Source organism: Vibrio toranzoniae (assembly GCF_024347655.1).
Classification (GTDB): Bacteria; Pseudomonadota; Gammaproteobacteria; order Enterobacterales; family Vibrionaceae; genus Vibrio; species Vibrio toranzoniae.
In genome coordinates, this window is sequence record NZ_AP025515.1 from 367407 (window position 1) to 387550 (window position 20144).

A 20144-nucleotide genomic window follows, 5' to 3' on the forward strand; every position below is an offset into this window, starting at 1 on the left:
TACGTTTCAATTATAACAGCATAGTTTTAGGCTTACACCTTCAGAAAGCTAACGCCCTGTTAAGGGGTGAGCAACGCAATACCTAAGCCGCCGCATACCACCTTAAACACTAAAACCAACGCATAGTTAAAATGCCACGCGTTGCGAATCCCTCTTGAACAGTTTGTTATAAGACATACTCAAGGTATGTTGCTGAACTTCCTCTACTAAATCCGTGGTCAATTCGACTTTTATGGAAAAACCTTTGCATTCTATTTTTACGCCTAGTTGCTCTGTCGTATCCTTGGCTGGTGATATCTTCCTTACGTTTCCGATAATCAGATAGTATCCGCTCAAGCTCCAAACTACGATCATTGTTATCGCTGTGAATCTTAATAGGAATAAAAAGATTGCTCTCTAGCTGAAGCAAGAAGAGAGCTTTTTTAGGGATTAGCTCTCCCGGTTCATACTTTATCGTTACAACAAATTTATCATCGTTGTAATCGTAATAGTGTGCCCATTGAGCATGCACATCATCAATTTGATTGTCATCAATCAAAAGAGCATCATAACCAGTAAAACCATCTATGATTGGTTTTAAAATATTATCAATATCCGATGCCCCATCGGTTTCAATTCTCCGGTGCTCATGCAGGTTCCATGTAAGATGAAAGCTAACATTACCGACCAAATAAAAGTCTAAGCGTGTTAGCGCTTCTTTTATTGAAGATTGTAATTTTCGTTTAGCTTCTTTGTTTTTACTTTGTAAAGAAACTGGTGAGACGTACAAATTGAAATACAACTCACAGTTTTCTTCATCATGATCCAAAAAACCTAAATCATTGTCTAAATCAATAATGTCCATTTTATTCCTTGTCTTATAACGCCTTGCTAAGGTGTGAGCAACGCAATACCTTAGCCTCCGCATAATACCTTAAACACATAAACCGACGCATAGTAAAAATGCCACGCGTTGCGAATCACTCTTAAGCAACTTGTTATGTGTATACCCAAAACAATAAAGGTGATAACGCAAAAAATACGCACCCGAACAGAAAAAAGTAAAAACACAGCAAAAAAATTATTTCTGAAATCGTTTTTCCAACTTTCGCGGCCGATTCTCCTGCATCTGATGCAGCTATTCTTACAGCGACAGGGCCGGTTAGGATGATTTTCTTTCTTGAAAAAAACTTAGCCGAAACGATTCCCAAAACAAATATCAAGTAGATACTAAATGCTGGAGCAACCAATAGCTCGTTTAAAGAAGCGATAGCAGATGCAATAAATGCAAATAAGATCATTGAAGCGAATGATATCGCCCAGATACCAAATATTGAGAATTTGCCAAAGTAAGCAAACTTCTCAGCCAACAACTTGGGAAGGTAGTACATAATAATCCTCTTTTACACATAACGCCGCGTTAAGTGGTGAGCAACGCTACCACCCTGCCTAAACCATTGTGACATAAACACTTAAACCGAAGAAAGCCGGAAACGCCAAGCGTTGGGAATCCGTCTTAAACGCTTTGTTATGTTTTAACACAAACGACTGATTTATTTGGCAAAGAACTGCAATGCAGACCTAGATTTCTGAACCAAATCACAAGCTCGGATTCACTTGAGCGCCAGATGCGCCAAACCAAAAACGAGTAAGTCCACTTCCCTGCTAATGAGGCAACTCGGTCAAGCCTCAACAAGCGCCCTTTCTTAGCAAAGGCAGCGCAGAACAATGGCGATTTGCCGAGACTACTTCCAAGATTATTGGCTGATTGGGAAATATGCTCAAAGCGACTTTGAGCCAGAGAAACCTGACTACCGAACCGCCCGAAAACTCGAATGAAGCAACCCACGAAGTTTGGCATGTTTTACGGGTTAAGTGATTCAAGAATTGGGGCAGACAATAGTGACTTGCTGAGTCTACTCCCAACGAATGGCTAAAGGGACAAAGAACGATTCAAAGGCATTTAAGCCATTGAAATCCTAGTAAAACATAACGCTAAGCTAAGTGGCTAACAAACCTGTCACTTTACTCAATTTGAACACCTTAAACACGTAACGAAACCGAACCAAAAATGCCGAGCGTTTGTTAGTCCGTCTTAAGCGCTTTGTTAGTTTGCCACCGCGATGAAGCCAAAGGCTTAGCGCCAAAATGCTGAATTAATTATGAAACTACTGGCTTTAGACGCAAAAGTAAAACAGGCAGCTCAGAGTTTAAAGACAGCCAAAAAAACGCACTTGGCTAAGAAGCGACAGACGACAAACAATCACGGTTTAAAGCGCTTTAACTGGCAAAGGATGCGTTCGATTAACCTGACAACCACGTGCGACCAAGCCATTTGTTAACAAATTAGCTGCCAAGAAAAAGAAAACGCACCAAAGAACTAACAACAATGTTAGAACCAGTAAGTGACTCACTCACCACAAACACTTCCAACATGGTGCCACCGGAAAGTTCGTGAGGTTGAAAAAGGAACAGGTGAATAGCTAGAACGCAGAACAAGGCTTTTAGACTACAAACGCTTTTCTGCCCTTTGCAAACTAACGCCGCGTTAAGTAGTGAGCAACATCACCACCTGACCTAAGCCATTGTGCTGTAAACACTAAATTCAAAGCAAACCGAAAATGCTAAGCGTTGCGAATCTGCCTTAAACGCTTTGTTATGAGGCAACTTGAAGAGACAAAGAAAGGAAGTTTTCATCGCTTTCAGTCACCTTATAACCAAGAGATTTGTAAAACCTTACCGCTGACTCATTTCTAGTAAAGCTTGATAAGGTTACGCGACTACGCCCTTGCTCTCGCGCCATTTCGTGAACCATCTTCATTACCCTTCCACCAAATTCTTGATTTTGGAATTCTGGAAACACAATGAGTAAATGTACATGAAATGCGTTGTCGTAAGGCTTGAAGCATAGCATTCCAACTTTCGTGTTATTGAGATAAACCCAGTGAAACCAATGGGGCTCGTAGTCACTTTTTAAACGATTGACCTGAAACTCATCACACCAACCAAAGACGGCATCGACATGTGAATAAAGTCCCTGTTTCACAACAGAAAACAGACTTTTAAACTCATCACTTTCTACTTGTATTAGTTGAATATCCATATGCCTCATAACGCCGCATTAAGGTGTGAGCAACGCTGCCACGAAACTTACCCATGCCACCGTAAGCACAAAACCCAACGATGGAATGAAAAATGCCATGCGTTGGGAATCACTCTTAAATGCTTTGTTAGCTATTTGATAAATGAATTACTTGCCTCATACTTCGCTTCCATTTTATTAGAGTACGATTTTAATTCAGACAAATAATGTGAAATATTTTTTGAATCATCTTTACCTGCAATATAGTCTATCGTTGTTTCATCAATGGTAAGAACAAAGCTTGGGTGAAACTCTGACTGATAGGTAACTTTAGTAGTTAAGTTAATCGTTGCATCATTAGTCCAAGTTACATTGTCGATTGATAATGGCTCTTCTTTATCTTTCTCTCTACTTTTATTAACTTTATCAATAGTATTCTTGAGATCTTCATACGCAGAAGAGTAAAGGTTTTTAGTGCTTGCATAAACTGAAGTGGATGCACGATCATCACCAACAAATGTGACTTCGTATGTTGAACTCAGTGTTTCACGATAGACTTCACCAAGTCTAATTTTTCCAGAAGTTAATTCAATAACATTACCGAACTGCTTAAAATTATTAATTTGCTCTATGCCTAATAACCCTGACGCTACGACAATAGATGCGCCCAATACCAACATTCGCTTCATATTTTTACCTTATTATGTGTGCCAATTTTAACCAAAATAGCTAACGCTAAGCTAAGTAGTGAGCAACACAATACGAAGTCACCGCATAACACCTTAAACACATAAATCAACGCATACTAAAAATGCCACGCGTTGCGAATCTGCCTTAAGCGCTTTGTTAGTTTGCCACCGCGATGAAACCAGAGGTTTAGCGCCAAGGTGCTGAATTAACTATGAAACTACTGGCTTTGAACACAAAAGTAAAACGAGCAGCTTAGAATTTAAATGCAACCGACAAAACGCACGTGGCTAAGAAGCGACATACAACAAACAACCACGGTTTGAAGCACTTTAACTAACAAAGGATTCATTCGACTAACCTGACAACCAAGTGCGACCAAGCTATTTACAAGCACCTCAGCCACCAAGGCAAAGAAAACGCACCAAAGAAACTAGCAACAATGTTAGAGCCAGTAAGTGACTAACTCACCACAAACGCTTCCAACATAGTGCCACCGGAAAGTTCATGAGATTGGAAAACGAACAGGTGAATAGCTAGAACGCAGAACAAGGCTTTTAGACCATAAATGCCTTTCTGCCCTTTGCCAACTAACGCCAAGCTAACGTGCCCGAAACGCACAACGATAGTTACTGCAATGCACCTTAAACGCTGATGTTACTGCAAACTGAAAATGCCACGCGTTGAGGGTCGCTGTTGAGCGCCTTGTTAAATTTCTAGTTTCGACAGTTTAATTGCTGCATGCCTACCCCAAGTAGTCCAATGGAAATACATGCCCATAAATATCATGATGAAACCGAACCCCGCCATTGTAAAACCAAGTCGAGCTGGCAGGTACTTAAATACAGTGGCGAAAAGGAACAGCAACAAAGATATAAAACCTAGCAATACAACTCCCATGGAAAACCAAGTGACTATATTGTTTATCCAGACATCTTTTTTGCCCACCTTTAGTTCCACTCGCCCTGATTCACCTAAAGACATAAATGGGTAAGCTCTTCGCAGGAAGAACCAACGGGCTTGATTAGGGTACTTCTTGTTGATATTGATCAACGCTTCTCGGTAAGGCTTATCAGCGCGTATTCCATGACTTTGATGAAACAATTGAGCTTCAACATTTTCTTTAATTGCAAACTTCGTATTGTCACTGAGGTGATGATTATCCAAACTCTTAATCAACAAATCTAACTGCTTAGATTTTCGTTCGTGCAGCCCCTTGTAGACTCCCGAAAGATCAATCTTATATAGCCAAAAAAGCACAACAGACAAGGTAATGATAGACAGTTGTGCTTTTTCTATAACTTGAACTACATCTGCTAACCCTCGATACTCCTACTGAAATTTAACGCCCTGTTAAGTAGTGAGGCACGCTATACAAAAGCTTCTGCACTACTCCGTAAACACAAACTCACTGCAAACCAAAAATGCCACGCGTGCCGAATCTGCTTGAACAGTTTGTTATGCGTTTACTCCAAAATCTCATAGTGACGTTCAACGTTTAAGGTCACTTTACCCCAATGAGATGCTTTGACTCTTTTCTGATGTTGTTCAAAAGCCACTTTATCTGTGAACTCTTCATAAACGTCGAAGCGAAGAGCGTTTTCCGAATTTTGAATGACACTAAACGTGATACATCCAGTTTCTTCGAGAGTAAGACGTTTATGGTTTACCAACTCATTTTTTACTAATTCAAGCTCCGATTCAGGAACTAAAATAAAACCTTTCAATGTTACTTTTGACATGAATTTCCTTGTGACGCATAACGCTAAGCTAAGTAGTGAGCAACGCAATACGAAGCCACCGCATAACACCTTAAACACATGAATCAACGCATACTAAAAATGCCACGCGTTGCGAATCTGACTTAAGCGCTTTGTTAGTTTGCCACCACGATGAAGCCAGATGTTTAGCGCCAAGATACTGAATTAGTTGTGAAACTACTGGCTTTGAACGCAAAAGTAAAACGGGCAGCTCAGAATTAAAACCCAACCGACAAAACACGCTTGGTTAAGAAGCGACATACGACAAACAACCACGGTTTGAAGCACTTTAACTGGCAAAGGATTCGTTCGACCAGCCTGACAACCAAATATGGCCAAGCCATTTGTTATGAATTAGCCGCCAAGACAAAGAAAACGCACCAAAGAAACTAGCAACAATGTTAGAGCCAGTAAGTGACTAACGTACCGAAAACACTTCCAATACAGTGCCAGCGGAAAGTTCGCGAGGTTGGAAAAGGAACAGGTGAATAGCTAGGACGCAGGACAAAGCTTTTAGACCACAAACGCTTTTCTGCTCCTTGCAAACTAACGATGAGTTAAGGCGTGAGCAACGCAATACATCAGTCACTGCAGACCCCGTAATCACTTATATCAACGCATAGTAAAAATGCCACGCGTTGTGAGTCGCTCTTGAACGTCTTGTTATATTAGTGACCAAAACTTCATGATATCGCACTATCAATCTTTCACGCGCTCAATTGCCCTTTGGACACGCAAAAATCGAAGCTGAGGCAGCGGAAAATGCCTTACCTCAAAGCACAGCTCGTTCTGATTTTAATCGCAAGCGTATTAACCAGACGAGCTGTGCTTTGAGGGTAGCATGAGAATGCCCCCTGCTCACCCTTATTTTCGCTTGTAAGAGGCACACTCGATCTTACGTAATACTTTGAATTCAAAGCGTTACACCTTAAACTTAGTAAACGTCACTACATAACGCCGCATTAAGTGGTGAGCAACGCAGACCACTGAGCCTAAAGCATTGTGCCGTAAACACTAAAGTTGAAGCAAACTAAAAATGCCGAGCGTTGGGAATCCGTCTTAAATGCTTTGTTATATGCGTGGTGACATTGGCACGAAAGGTATTTCGCATATTTTTAAGTAAGGCTCCTCACCAAATGGAGACTCTGCTAATTCAATTTCTCCATGCGATGTATAAACGTCAAACAGCGCATTACTTTCCACTAAGTCACCTTCAAGTTCAGTGACTCTATCATTAGCACTACTGCACCTTCCGCGCTGCCCACCTTTGAAGGCTAAATAAATTTCATGCATCGACTTAACTGCAAGAGCACAATGAATCTGCTCATGTCGATAGAGCTTTTCTAGATATAGGCGAAACTCCTCCGCTGATTCAACTGAAGTCTTAGACATTTCGAACTTCGGAAGTGTATAGGTAACTTCCAGCTTAAATTCATTAATTTCGCAAGTATCATCATTCGTATTGAAGTCATATTTCCACGCGGTGTACCCGTCAAAGCCTTCATTTACGAGAAACTCAGGTCTAGCGTTAAATGAGCGTTCAATTTCTTCAACACTATTCCCGCTAACCTCATACACTTCGAACTTTTTTTGGAAGGGAAAATCTACCTTGACGTCAGCATTAGCCTGACTGGACGCCATTAAGCAACATATTGAAAGTACTATTTTTTTCATCATCTTCCTTGAAGCATATAACGCCGCATTAAGGTGTGAGCGGCGCTTGGCTATACTTGAGCGAAGCGAAACTGCCAAGCGTTGCGAATCACTCTTAAATGCTTTGTTATGTGCGTACTCAACCCGTCGTGTTTATGCCAGCATGTGTCTCGCTGTATTCCTATCCCCTACATTTTGCACATACACTTCAATAGAGCATCCTTGTGTCTGATTTTTATATGTTTCGCCACCCAATGAGTAAAAGTCTGAATGTACGATCACATCACCGATTTCAGGTTCATCAGTATCCAAAAGCTCAAATATCACATATTCACCAGAACCATCAATTTCAGCTGCATAAATACCTGCCGAAGGGCTAATACCTGCTACTACTGCTTTCATTTAGAACTCCATTTAACCATTAATTACAAGATGAAATACCAATAACCAATTTACCCCATTCAGGTTTAATCACCGAATTATCAATACGTTTAAAAGTGGTTGTTCAAGAAAAGCACATAACGCTAAGCTAAGTAGTGAGCAACGTAACACGAAGCCACCGCATACCACCTTAAACACATAAATCAACGCATACTAAAAATGCCACGCGTTGCGAATCTGCCTTAAGCGCTTTGTTAGTTTGCCACCGCGATGAAACCAAAGTTTAGCACCAAGATGCTGAATTAATGATGAAACTACTGGCTTTGAATGCAAAAGTAAAACGAGCAGCTTAGAATTTAAATACAGCCAACAAAACGCACTTGGCGAAGAAGCGACATACGACAAATGACCACGGTTTGAAGCGCTTTAACTGGCAAAGGATTCATTCAATTAACCTGACAACCAAGTGTGACCAAGCCATTTGTTAGCGAAATTAGTCACCAAGACAAAGAAGACGCACCACAGAACTAGCAACAATGTTAGAACCAGTAAGTGACTCACTCGCCGCAAACGCTTCCAACATAGCGCCACCGGAAAGAGAGTGAGATTAGAAAGCTGTCAGGTGAATAGCTAGAACGTAGAACAAAGCTTTTATGCCACAAACGCTTTTCTGCTCCTTGCAAACTAACGCCGCGTTAAGTGGTGAGCAACGCCAACCACCCTACCTAAACCATTGTGACATAATCACTTAACTTAAAATAAACCGAAATCGCCAAGCGTTGCGAATCCGTCTTAAACGCTTTGTTATGAGCGTGGTTCAGCTAGGTGCTCTATGCCCAACTCTCGTTGCCTGCGCTTACTTAAACCACTCGCGACAATTCGGTATGATTCCGATAAATAATACTTTAGGTCATCGTCTAATTTGCCTGAAGTCTCAACTTGCTGTATCCACTTCATTCCACGACTAGCAAAATATGGAGCCGGTTTATAACCTTCACAATCACTTAGAAAGTCGAAATTTAAGTTGGAGGTTTTAAACGTGAATGCAGCTTGAGAACCATCGCTCCAACCTCCTATGGCAAAAACTTTACCACCAACCTTCCATACATCGGAATTACCCCATTGAACGACGTGACTCGTTCCGGCAAAAGATCCGCAAAAATGGTTAAATTCTTCGTAATTCATACTGATTTCCCTATTAGCTCATAACGCTAAGCTAAGTAGTGAGCAACGTAATACGAAGCCACCGCATAACACCTTAAACACATAAATCAACGCATACTAAAAATGGCACGCGTTGCGAGTCTGCCTTAAGCGCTTTGTTAGTTTGCCACCGCTATGAAGCCAGAGGTTTAACGCCAAGGTGCTGAATTGGTTACAAAACTACTGACTTTGAATGCAAAAGTAAAACGGGCAGCTCAGAATTTAAATACAACCAACAAAACGCACTTGGCTAAGAAGCGACATACGACAAATGGCCACGGTTTAAAGCGCTTTAACTGGCAAAGGATTCGTTCGACTAACCTGACAACCAAATGTGACTAAGCTATTTGTTAGCGAATGAGCCGCCAAGACAAAGAAAACGCATCAAAGAACTAGTAACAATGTTAGAGCCAGTAAGTGACTCACTCACCGCAAACGCTTCCAACATAGTGCCACCGGAAAGTCCGTGAGATTGGAAAACGAACAGGTGTAAAGCATAAAAACCGGACTATGCTTTTAGACCACAACGTTTTTCTGCCTTTGCAAACTAACGCCGCGTTAAGTAGTGAGCAACGCTTACCACCAGACTTAACCCATTGTGCCGTAATCACTAAATTCAAAGCAAACCGAAAATGCCGAGCGTTGCGAATCTGTCTTAAACGCATTGTTATACGTGTGGTATAGCACCGATCTGCTCAAGTCCCTCTTTGATTAAATCTTTGTTTAGTTTGTTGTAATGAAAACAAGGATGTGGAGAGCCAATAACAAACACCTCGTCTCCATGCATATCTAGTGAACAAAACTTATAGCTAGTCGAATTGATAGGAACAATCACAGTTTCTTTCAACCTCGGATAATAATCTCTCAAATACTTCCACGCAGAATGCCCTTGGTCGGCATTACCATAGGCGAAAATTACTCTAGGGTTAGAATTTTTCACTACGAAGTCATCAAAAAAACCCATTGATGCATTAAGTAAGCCTTTCAAATTAGTAAACGTGTCCGTTTCACTTCTCAATATCTCAAACTGATTTTTGATATCACCAACACCGTTGGATGCCAACAAAAGCCCATTAGTTAAAATCATATTTGACACTGAAAACTTAGAATTTCCAAAGCACTCATTAAGGACATCAGGGAGCTTGATTAGCTCTTTTCGCAAAGGCGATACTCCCCAATCACCAGATAAAAGGTGACTGTATTGTGGATTTCTAGCTCTCTCTTTCACCCACTCTACATTGGTTTTTATCGCATCGGTCATGTTCCCATTAGTGCCCAACAAGATGAGATTGATATCTTCTTTTTTGTTATCAAAGACGTCAAAAGCGTTATCAAAAGGACTGCCTAATATGTGTGAAAGTCCATGCTTCTCTAGTAATTTCGCTATAGTTTCTAATTTATTCATAATCGTAATTTCTCACAAAAGCGAAGATACGTATAACGCCGCGTTAAGTAGTGAGCAACGCCGACCACCACGCCTAAAATATTGTGCCGTAAACACTAAATTCAAATCAAACCGAAAATGCCGAGCGTTGCGAATCTGCCTTAAACGCTTTGTTATGCGTGCGGCTTAAATTTCTTCGTCATTCCTTGGCTGGATGGAGAAACAAGCTTGTACCCTAATTTCTCGTAAAACACTGGCTCATCTGCGATCATTGAAACATAAGAGCCTTCAAGAGCAACCGACGACAAATAGTTATCTATATGCTCCATGACCTTCCGGCCTAACCCTTGGCCTTGATAGTTCGGATCAACTGCAACATCCACGACTTCAAAGTTACATGCGCCGTCTCCAACTACCCGCCCCATAGCAATTAGCACATCATCATCTCGAACCGAGATAGCGTACAAGCTATTTGGCAAAGCAATAGTGGCAGCTTTTAACGACTTTGGAGACAGCCCAGCCTTCACTCTCATTTCGCAAAATTCTGACGGGCTAGGGACTTTTGCTTCGTATGTTATTGTCATGATGTACATCTCCTTTTATTACATTCGGAGCATACACAAGACAACTGTATAAATAAACATGTGAAGTGAGTTTTTGATTAGTACGCATAACGCTAAGCTAAGTAGTGAGCAACACAATACGAAGCCACCGCATAATACCTTAAACACATAAATCAACGCATACTAAAAATGCCACGCGTTGCGAATCTGCCTTAAGCGCTTTGTTAGTTTGCCACCACGATGAAGCCAAAGGCTTAGCGCCAAGATGCTGAATTAATGATGAAACTACTGGATTTAAACACAAAGGTAAAACGGACAGCTCAGAAGTTAAACCCAACCAACAAAATGCACTTGGCTAAGAAGCGACAGACGACAAACAACGACGGTTTGACGTGCTTTAACTGACAAAGGATTCGTTCGACCAACCTGACAACCAAATATGATCAAGCCATTTGTTAACAAATTAGCTGCCAAGAAAAAGAAAACGCACCAAAGAACTAGCAACAATGTTAGAACCAGTAAGTGACTCACTCACCGCAAACACTTCCGATATAGTGCCACCGGAGAGTTCGTGAGATTGGAGAAGGAACAGGTGGATAGCTAGAACGCAGAACAAGGCTTTTAGACTACAAACGCTTTTCTGCCCTTTGCAAACTAACGCCGCGTTAAGTAGTGAGCAACGCTACCACTGAACTTAACCATACCACCTTAAACACAAAACCCAACGATGGAATGAAAAATGCCATGCGTTGGGAATCTGTCTTAAACGCTTTGTTAGAACTGTAGTTAAAGGTATTGCCCAACCCTGAAAAACTCAGCAAGTGCCAATTTATCAGCTTCAATACTAACTGGAGCTGATAATAGCGGATACCAATGCACACTTTCAGCTTCTTGTGCTGAAATTGCCCCCGACCAACTGTCAACAACATAATAATGAATCAATTGCAGTTCACTAGTTGGATGATATAGGGAACAGAGATATTTGTATGATTTAGGGCTTACATTCAATTCTTCGCTAACTTCACGAAACAAGGCTTGGGCTTGGCTTTCATCACCTTCGATATGCCCACCGGGAATATTTATTACGCCCACATCTGTTTCTCTTATTTCGCTACGTTTTTCGAGTAACACGCTATCGTACTCGATCAACATAAAAGATACGCATTCATGCACTTTCATCAAATTTCCCTATAAGTTCTAACGCTAAGCTAAGTAGTGAGCAACGCAATACGAAGCCACCGCATAACACCTTAAACACATAAATCAACGCATACTAAAAATGCCGCGCGTTGCGAGTCTGTCTTAAGCGCTTTGTTAGTTTGCCACCGCGATGAAACCAGGGGTTTAGCGCCAAGGTGCTGAATTAGTTGTGAAACTACTGGCTTTGAATGCAAAAGTAAAACGGACAGCTCAGAATTTAAATACCACCGACAAAACGCGCTTGGCTAAGAAGCGACATACGACAAATGACTACGGTTTGAAGCGCTTTAACTGGCAAAGGATTCATTCGACTAACCTGACAACCAAGTGCGACCAAGCCATTTATAAGCACCTTAGCCACCAAGACAAAGAAAACGCACCAAAGAACTAGCAACAATGTTAGAACCTGTAAGTGACTAACTCACCGCAAACGCTTCCGACATAATGCCACCGGAAAGTGCGTGAGATTAGAAAACGAACAGGTGTAAAGCATAAAAACCGGACTATGCTCTTAGACCACAAACGCTTTTCTGCCCTTTGCAAACTAACGATGAGTTAAGGCGTGAGCAACGCAATACATCAGTCACTGCAGACCCCGTAATCACTTATATCAACGCATAGTAAAAATGCCACGCGTTGTGAGTCGCTCTTGAACGTCTTGTTATATTAGTGACCAAAACTTCATGATATCGCACTATCAATCTTTCACGCGCTCAATTGCCCTTTGGACACGCAAAAATCGAAGCTGAGGCAGCGGAAAATGCCTTACCTCAAAGCACAGCTCGTTCTGATTTTAATCGCAAGCGTATTAACCAGACGAGCTGTGCTTTGAGGGTAGCATGAGAATGCCCCCTGCTCACCCTTATTTTCGCTTGTAAGAGGCACACTCGATCTTACGTAATACTTTGAATTCAAAGCGTTACACCTTAAACTTAGTAAACGTCACTATATAACGCTAAGCTAAGTAGTGAGCAACGCAATACGAAGCCACCGCATAACACCTTAAACACATAAATCAACGCATACTAAAAATGCTACGCGTTGCGAATCTGTCTTAAGCGCTTTGTTAGTTTGCCACCACGATGAAATCAGAGGTTTAGCGCCAAGATGCTGAATTGGTTATGAAACTACTGGCTTTGAATACAAAAGTAAAACGAACAGCTCAGAATTCAAACCCAACCAACAAAACAAACTTGGCTAAGAAGACTTTCGTAAATGCCGACAGCCACAAATACCATCTTTCAATGTTCCCACTTAACTTTCAAAACCAAAGAAGCAGCGCGCAAGAATATTGAAAAATGAACCTTACTAATACGAAAGAAATGAGTAACACGGAAGCCAATTAACCGAAAAACTGGCTACGCGAGATGCCTATTTCGATGAAAAGTCTTTGGGAAATAACAGGTGAATAGCTAGGACGCAGAACAAAGCTTTCAGACCATAAATGCCTTTCTGCCCTTTGCAAACTAACGCTAAGCTAAGTAGTGAGCAACGTAATACGAAGTCACCGCATAACACCTTAAACACATAAATCAACGCATGGTAAAAATGCCACGCGTTGCGAATCTGCCTTAAGCGCTTTGTTAGTTTGCCACCGCGATGAAACTAGAGGTTTAGCGCCAAGGTGCTGAATTAGTTATAAAACTACTGGCTTTGAACACAAAAGTAAAACGAGCAGCTTAGAATTTAAATGCAACCGACAAAACGCACTTGGCTAGGAAGCGACATACGACAAACAACCACGGTTTGAAGCGCTTTAACTGGCAAAGGATTCATTCGACCAACCTGACAACCAAATATGACCAAGCCATTTGTTAACGAATTAGCCGCCAAGACAAAGAAAACACACCAACGAACTAGCAACAATGCTAGAACCAGTAAGTGACTAACGCACCGCAAACGCTTCCAACACAGTGCCACCGGAAAGTTCGTGAGATTGGAAAACGAACAGGTGAATACTAGAACGTAGGACAAGACTCTTAGACCACAAACGCTTTTCTGCCCTTTGCAAACTAACGCTAAGCTAAGTGGCTAACAAACCTGCCACCTGACTCAATTTGAACACCTTAAACACACAACTTAACCAAACCAAAAATGCCGAGCGTTTGTTAGTCCGTCTTAAGCGCTTTGTTAGTTTGCCACCGTGATGAAACTAGAGGTTTAGCGCCAAGGTGCTGAATTAGCAATGAAACTACTGGCTTTGAACACAAAAGTAAAACGGGCGGCTCAGAAGTTAAATCCAACCGACAAAACGCACTTGGCTAAGAAGCGACATACGACAAACAACCACGGTTTGAAGCGCTTTAACTGGCAAAGGATTCGTTCGACTAACCTGACAACCACGTGCGACCAAGCTATTTATAAGCACCTTAGCCGCCAAGACAAAGAAAACGCACCAACGAACTAGTAACAATGTTAGAACCAGTAAATGACTAACGCACCGCAAACGCTTCCAATACAGTGCCACCGGAAAGTTCGTGAGATTGGAAAAGGGGCAGGTGAATAGCTAGAACGCAGAACAAGGCTTTTAGACTACAAACGCTTTTCTGCCCTTTGCAAACTAACGCTAAGCTAAGTAGTGAGCAACGCAATACGAAGCCACCGCATAACACCTTAAACACATAAATCAACGCATAGTGAAAATGCCACGTGTTGCGAATCTGCCTTAAGCGCTTTGTTAGTTTGCCACCGCGATGAAGCCAGAGGTTTAGTGCCAAGGTGCTGAATTAGCTATGAAACTACTGGCTTTGAACACAAAAGTAAAACGAACAGATTAGAATTTAAACTCAACCAACAAAACGCACTTGGCTAAGAAGCGACAGACGACAAACAACGACGGTTTGAAGCACTTTAACTGACAAAGGATTCGTTCGACCAACCTGACAACCAAATATGATCAAGCCATTTGTTAACAAATTAGCTGCCAAGAAAAAGAAAACGCACCAAAGAACTCGCAACAATGTTAGAACCAGTAAGTGGCTAACTCACCGCAAACGCTTCCAATACAGTGCCACCGGAAAGTTCGTGAGATTGAAAAACGAACAGGTGAATAGCTAGAACGTAGAACAACGCTTTTAGACCACAAACGCTTTTCTGCTCTTTGCAAACTAACGCTAAGCTAAGTAGTGAGCAACACAATACGAAGCCACCGCATAATACCTTAAACACATAAATCAACGCATACTAAAAATGCCACGCGTTGCGAATCTGCCTTAAGCGCTTTGTTAGTTTGCCACCACGATGAAGCCAAAGGCTTAGCGCCAAGATGCTGAATTAATGATGAAACTACTGGATTTAAACACAAAGGTAAAACGGACAGCTCAGAAGTTAAACCCAACCAACAAAATGCACTTGGCTAAGAAGCGACAGACGACAAACAACGACGGTTTGACGTGCTTTAACTGACAAAGGATTCGTTCGACCAACCTGACAACCAAATATGATCAAGCCATTTGTTAACAAATTAGCTGCCAAGAAAAAGAAAACGCACCAAAGAACTAGCAACAATGTTAGAACCAGTAAGTGACTCACTCACCGCAAACACTTCCGATATAGTGCCACCGGAGAGTTCGTGAGATTGGAGAAGGAACAGGTGGATAGCTAGAACGCAGAACAAGGCTTTTAGACTACAAACGCTTTTCTGCCCTTTGCAAACTAATCGCACTGTTAAGGTGTGAGTAACGCAATACAGAAGCTCACGCATACCACCTTAAACACCGAACGCAACGCATAGTAAAAATGCCATGCGTTGCGAATCACTCTTAAACAGTTTGTTAGGCTTTAGATTTGATTAACAATGGTGAAAACTTAGGTAGTTCAATGCTATTTTCTTTAGCAACAGAAGAAACTTTAAAGTAAAAAGCTTCAAATTTTTCTAATGAATTAATTTGCCTATATTCAGACCTTAAAAGCAAAAAATCCTGTGGTGTGACTGACGGTCTTATAATCTCTAAGGTTCTTTCAATATAATGGACAGTTTTATACTGATAAACGGACTCAAATAACATATGGCCATACATTAAAGTTATTAGAAGAGATAACAAAGGTGTAACTATCTTATAAAACCTAATTTTCTTCAAGATTTTATCATTATCTAATTTTTTAGTCCGCACATTCATCTGCTTTGTCACTGAATACAGCTTAATTGTAAAAACCCAAGGAAAAACGATCATCATGATCATGATCATTACTGGAGTGAAAATAGGAAGAAAGCCACCGACACCATTACCGATATTACCGTAAAGGCTATCAGCAAACCCTGAGAAAAAATAACTAGCAGCGGTAACAGTAAGATCTAATACCTTTAAACAGAAATCCTTTAGGAAATACTCCCAAAATCCACTTCCTAAAGCGCCTAAGAAAATAACACCGAAAATGGACTTCCATTTTTTACTATCTTTTTCACTGTCCCGAACTTGATTTTCCAACTTTAACCCCATAAAACTACTTATGTTTATTGATGAAATGCACTTAGTTGACTAGCATGATGCCATTATTAATTGAACTTTCCAAACCGGGGAAGCCTAACGCTAAGCTAAGTGGCTAACAAACCCGCCACCTGACTCAATTTGAACACCTTAAACACACAACTTAACCAAACCAAAAATGCCGAGCGTTTGTTAGTCCGTCTTAAGCGCTTTGTTAGTTTGCCACCGCGATGAAACCAGAGGTTTAGCGCCAAGGTGCTGAATTGGCTACAAAACTACTGGCTTTGAACACAAAAGTAAAACGGACAGCTCAGAATTCAAATCCAACCAACAAAACGCACTTGGTTAAGAAGCGACATACGACAAATGACCACGGTTTGAAGCGCTTTAACTGGCAAAGGATTCGTTCGACCAACCTGACAACCAAATATGACCAAGCCATTTGTTTACGAAATTAGTCACCAAAACAAAGAAAATGCACCAACGAATTAGCAACAATGTTAGAACCAGTAAGTGACTCACTCACCGCAAACACTTCCAACATAGTGCCACCGGAAAGTTCGTGAGATTGGAAAACGAACAGGTGAATAGCTAGAACGCAGAACAAAGCTTTTAGACCACAAACGCTTTTCTGCCCTTTGCAAACTAACGCTAAGCTAAGTGGCTAACAAACCTGCCACCCTACCCAATTTGAACACCTTAAACACACAACTTAACCAAACCAAAAATGCCGAGCGTTTGTTAGTCCGCCTTAAGCGCTTTGTTAGTTTGCCACCACGATGAAGCCAGATGTTTAGCGCCAAGATACTGAATTAGTTGCGAAACTACTGGCTTTGAACGCAAAAGTAAAACGGGCAGCTCAGAATTCAAACCCAACCAACAAAACGTACTTAGCTAAGAAGACTTTCGTAGATGCCGACAGCCACAAACACCATCTTTCAATGTTCCCGCTTAACTTTCAAAACCAAAGAAGCAGCGCGCAAGAACATTGAGAAATGAACCTTACTAACACGAAAGAAATGAGTAACACGGAAGCCAATTAACCGAAAACGGGTTACGCGAGATGCCTATTTCGATGAAAAGTCTTTGGGAGATAACAGGTGAATAGCTAGAACGCAGAACAAGGCTCTTAGACCACAAATGCTTTTCTGCTCCTTGCAAACTAACGCCTTGCTAAGGTGTGAGTAACGCAATACAAAAGCTACCGCACGACGCCTTAATCACATAAGCCACCGCAAAGTAAAAATGCCACGCGTTACGAATCACTCTTAAGCAATTTGTTAGTACATGTGCTACTTCTATTTATGCGCTCCAAGATATTGAAAACTGAGATGATATGAAAGGCTTTGAACACTGAAGTGAGACGGGCAACTACAAAACGTTACACCGATGAATAGGGGAAAGTTGGCTAGAAGAAAAACGCACTGAACTGCCCTACTTTCATTAGCTTCAAATTAGAAAAGGATTCTTTCCTCGTACTTCAACAGCCATACCAAAAGTAACCAAGGTTCTCTCAAAAGCCACCACGAAAATGAAGAAGCGCCAAATAAATAGGCTAAGAGTTAGAAGCCGTAAACGGTGAAATCAAAGCGAACACTCCGCATATAGTGCCACCGGAAAGAACGTGAAAGGCACTAACTGAAAGGTGTAAAGACGAGCGCCAAAACAGATAAACACCAAAACTTATGACCTTTGATGTCAAACCCGTACTAACGCTAAGCTAAGTAGTGAGCAACGCAATACGAAGCCACCGCATAACACCTTAAACACATAAATCAACGCATACTAAAAATGCCACGTGTTGCGAATCTGTCTTAAGCGCTTTGTTAGTTTGCCACCGCGATGAAGTCAAAGATTTAGCGCCAAGGTGCTGAATTAGCAATGAAGCTACTGGCTTTGAATACAAAAGTAAAACTGACAGCTCAGAATTTAAACTCAACCAACAAAACAAACTTGGCTAAGAAGACTTTCGTAGATGCCGACAGCCACAAGTGCAATTTTCAATGCTCATACTTAGCTTTCAAAACCAAAGAAGCAGCGCGCAAGAATATTGAGAAATGAACCTTACTAACACGAAAGAAATGAGTAACACGGAGGCCAACTAACCGAAAAACTGGCTACGCGAGATGCCTATTTCGATGAAAAGTCTTTGGGAAATAACAGGTGAATAGCTAGAGCGTAGAACAAGGTTCTTAGACTACAAACGCTTTTCTGCTCCTTGCAAACTAACGCTAAGCTAAGTGGCTAACAAACCTGCCACCTGACTCAATTTGAACACCTTAAACACACAACTTAACCAAACCAAAAATGCCGAGCGTTTGTTAGTTCGTCTTAAGCGCTTTGTTAGTTTGCCACCGCGATAAAACCAAAGGTTTAGCGCCAAGGTGCTGAATTAGCAATGAAACTACTGGCTTTGAACACAAAAGTAAAACGAACAGCTCAGAATTTAAACTCAACCAACAAAACGCACTTGGCTAAGAAGCGACATACGACAAACAACCACGGTTTGAAGCGCTTTAACTGGCAAAGGATTCGTTCGACCAACCTGACAACCAAATATGACCAAGCCATTTGTTTACTAATTAGCCGCCAAGACAAAGAAGACGCACCAAAGAACTAGTAACAATGTTAGAACCAGTAAGTGACTAACGCACCGTAAACGCTTCCAGCATAGTGCCACCGGAAAGCTCGTGAGATTGGAAAACGAACAGGTGAATAGCTAGAACGCAGAACAAAGATTTTAGACCACAAACGCTTTTCTGCCCTTTGCAAACTAACGATGAGTTAAGGCGTGAGCAACGCAATACATCAGTCACTGCAGACCCCGTAATCACTTATATCAACGCATAGTAAAAATGCCACGCGTTGTGAGTCGCTCTTGAACGTCTTGTTATATTAGTGACCAAAACTTCATGATATCGCACTATCAATCTTTCACGCGCTCAATTGCCCTTTGGACACGCAAAAATCGAAGCTGAGGCAGCGGAAAATGCCTTACCTCAAAGCACAGCTCGTTCTGATTTTAATCGCAAGCGTATTAACCAGACGAGCTGTGCTTTGAGGGTAGCATGAGAATGCCCCCTGCTCACCCTTATTTTCGCTTGTAAGAGGCACACTCGATCTTACGTAATACTTTGAATTCAAAGCGTTACACCTTAAACTTAGTAAACGTCACTATATAACGCCGCATTAAGTGGTGAGCAACGCAGACCACCGAACTCAAAGTATTGTGCCGTAAACACCTATTTTGAAGCAAACCAAAAATGCCGAGCGTTGGGAATCCGTCTTAAATGCTTTGTTATATTTTACTTTCTACGTAGCTTGGAACATCAATTTTTTGTCCACCTTGAGAAAAGTGGAGATCAAATGCATAAGCTAACTTCTCTAGCGGTGCTTCGTTATAACCAACACTTTGAACCTCGGTGATGTAGCGTTGCAAAAAGCCAATAGCACCAAAAGTCTTCCATTGGGCAACATGCACCAACTCGTGAAAATGCAAACGTAAGTTCTTGGCGACACTCGGAACAATATAGTAAGTGTTCTTGTATGTTATGCCTTGGACTTCCATATCAAGAAAATCACCTAGACCCGCTTGGCGTAATTCTGGAAAATTTGGTTTTGGGATACTATCAACGACTACAAAATATGAGTCAGCTAGAAACTCTTCAGAGTAAAAACCAGCAAATTCAGTCGCAAACAACGCACAACTTTGCCGTTGACTAGAAAACCTTTCATTAGTTAAATCAATCCATTCTTCGATTCTGTTTAGCACGATGAACTCCAATAAAATATAACGCCGCGTTAAGTGGTGAACAACGCGACCAC

At 41.4% G+C, this 20144-nt stretch carries 19 protein-coding genes; 5 read left to right on the forward strand and 14 right to left on the reverse strand.

The features are described 5' to 3' along the window. Positions 1-166 precede the first annotated feature (166 nt). The 9 genes from OCU50_RS16055 to OCU50_RS16100 form a co-directional block, all read right to left on the reverse strand. The gene (locus OCU50_RS16055; RefSeq protein ID WP_060469795.1) at positions 167-844 is read right to left on the reverse strand and encodes a RusA family crossover junction endodeoxyribonuclease; all 678 of its coding nucleotides are present in this window, start codon (positions 842-844) and stop codon (positions 167-169) included. A gap of 1791 nt (positions 845-2635) precedes the next feature. Then, entirely contained in the window at positions 2636-3091 is a 456-nt protein-coding gene (locus OCU50_RS16065; RefSeq protein WP_060469793.1) for a GNAT family N-acetyltransferase, read from the reverse strand. Between the two features lie 122 nt (positions 3092-3213). Continuing rightward, entirely contained in the window at positions 3214-3750 is a 537-nt protein-coding gene (locus tag OCU50_RS16070; protein WP_060469792.1) for a hypothetical protein, read from the reverse strand. Between the two features lie 460 nt (positions 3751-4210). After that, positions 4211-4369 carry a hypothetical protein gene (locus OCU50_RS16075; protein WP_157769189.1) on the reverse strand — a complete coding sequence of 53 codons (159 nt, stop codon included), beginning with the start codon at positions 4367-4369 and terminating at the stop codon, positions 4211-4213. An 87-nt stretch (positions 4370-4456) separates the two neighbouring features. Further along, complete coding sequence (locus OCU50_RS16080) at positions 4457-4930, reverse strand: hypothetical protein (protein WP_153011337.1); 474 nt, start codon at positions 4928-4930, stop codon at positions 4457-4459. Between the two features lie 284 nt (positions 4931-5214). Beyond that, on the reverse strand, positions 5215-5490 hold the full coding sequence (locus tag OCU50_RS16085; protein WP_060469790.1) for a putative quinol monooxygenase: 276 nt from the start codon (positions 5488-5490) through the stop codon (positions 5215-5217). A 1089-nt stretch (positions 5491-6579) separates the two neighbouring features. After that, a complete protein-coding gene (locus OCU50_RS16090; protein WP_060469830.1) occupies positions 6580-7182 on the reverse strand; it encodes a DUF922 domain-containing protein in 603 nt (200 codons plus the stop codon). Between the two features lie 132 nt (positions 7183-7314). Beyond that, a complete protein-coding gene (locus OCU50_RS16095; protein ID WP_060467614.1) occupies positions 7315-7563 on the reverse strand; it encodes a hypothetical protein in 249 nt (82 codons plus the stop codon). 783 nt (positions 7564-8346) lie between these two features. Further along, the gene (locus OCU50_RS16100; protein ID WP_060467613.1) at positions 8347-8727 is read right to left on the reverse strand and encodes an MmcQ/YjbR family DNA-binding protein; all 381 of its coding nucleotides are present in this window, start codon (positions 8725-8727) and stop codon (positions 8347-8349) included. 186 nt (positions 8728-8913) lie between these two features. On the opposite strand from OCU50_RS16100, the gene OCU50_RS16105 reads away from it, so the two are divergent. Next, complete coding sequence (locus OCU50_RS16105) at positions 8914-9087, forward strand: hypothetical protein (protein WP_157769197.1); 174 nt, start codon at positions 8914-8916, stop codon at positions 9085-9087. A 325-nt stretch (positions 9088-9412) separates the two neighbouring features. Here the strand turns inward: OCU50_RS16105 and OCU50_RS16110 are convergent, their stop codons facing one another. From OCU50_RS16110 to OCU50_RS16120, 3 genes are all read right to left on the reverse strand, one after another. Continuing rightward, positions 9413-10150: a hypothetical protein gene (locus tag OCU50_RS16110; protein ID WP_060467612.1), complete on the reverse strand. Its 738-nt coding sequence runs from the start codon at positions 10148-10150 to the stop codon at positions 9413-9415. Between the two features lie 152 nt (positions 10151-10302). Beyond that, positions 10303-10713, reverse strand: coding sequence for a GNAT family N-acetyltransferase (locus OCU50_RS16115; RefSeq protein ID WP_054963648.1), 411 nt, complete (start codon positions 10711-10713; stop codon positions 10303-10305). Positions 10714-11478: 765 nt separating this feature from the next. Further along, the gene (locus OCU50_RS16120; RefSeq protein WP_060469789.1) at positions 11479-11871 is read right to left on the reverse strand and encodes an NUDIX hydrolase; all 393 of its coding nucleotides are present in this window, start codon (positions 11869-11871) and stop codon (positions 11479-11481) included. Between the two features lie 190 nt (positions 11872-12061). On the opposite strand from OCU50_RS16120, the gene OCU50_RS16125 reads away from it, so the two are divergent. Both OCU50_RS16125 and OCU50_RS16135 read left to right on the forward strand, forming a co-directional pair. After that, on the forward strand, positions 12062-12283 hold the full coding sequence (locus OCU50_RS16125; protein WP_060469833.1) for a hypothetical protein: 222 nt from the start codon (positions 12062-12064) through the stop codon (positions 12281-12283). Positions 12284-14077: 1794 nt separating this feature from the next. Then, positions 14078-14299, forward strand: coding sequence for a hypothetical protein (locus tag OCU50_RS16135; RefSeq protein WP_065311196.1), 222 nt, complete (start codon positions 14078-14080; stop codon positions 14297-14299). Between the two features lie 1366 nt (positions 14300-15665). Here OCU50_RS16135 and OCU50_RS16150 read toward each other — a convergent pair. After that, positions 15666-16319: a hypothetical protein gene (locus OCU50_RS16150; protein WP_153011341.1), complete on the reverse strand. Its 654-nt coding sequence runs from the start codon at positions 16317-16319 to the stop codon at positions 15666-15668. A 263-nt stretch (positions 16320-16582) separates the two neighbouring features. Between OCU50_RS16150 and OCU50_RS16155 the strand changes: the two genes are divergently transcribed. Together OCU50_RS16155 and OCU50_RS16165 are read left to right on the forward strand one after the other, a co-directional pair. After that, complete coding sequence (locus OCU50_RS16155; RefSeq protein ID WP_082710393.1) at positions 16583-16777, forward strand: hypothetical protein; 195 nt, start codon at positions 16583-16585, stop codon at positions 16775-16777. 1940 nt (positions 16778-18717) lie between these two features. Then, positions 18718-18939, forward strand: coding sequence for a hypothetical protein (locus OCU50_RS16165; protein WP_065311194.1), 222 nt, complete (start codon positions 18718-18720; stop codon positions 18937-18939). A gap of 678 nt (positions 18940-19617) precedes the next feature. Here OCU50_RS16165 and OCU50_RS16170 read toward each other — a convergent pair. Then, positions 19618-20091 (reverse strand): hypothetical protein, encoded by a 474-nt coding sequence (locus tag OCU50_RS16170; RefSeq protein WP_060469831.1) that lies wholly within the window; start codon positions 20089-20091, stop codon positions 19618-19620. Positions 20092-20144: the final 53 nt, after the last annotated feature.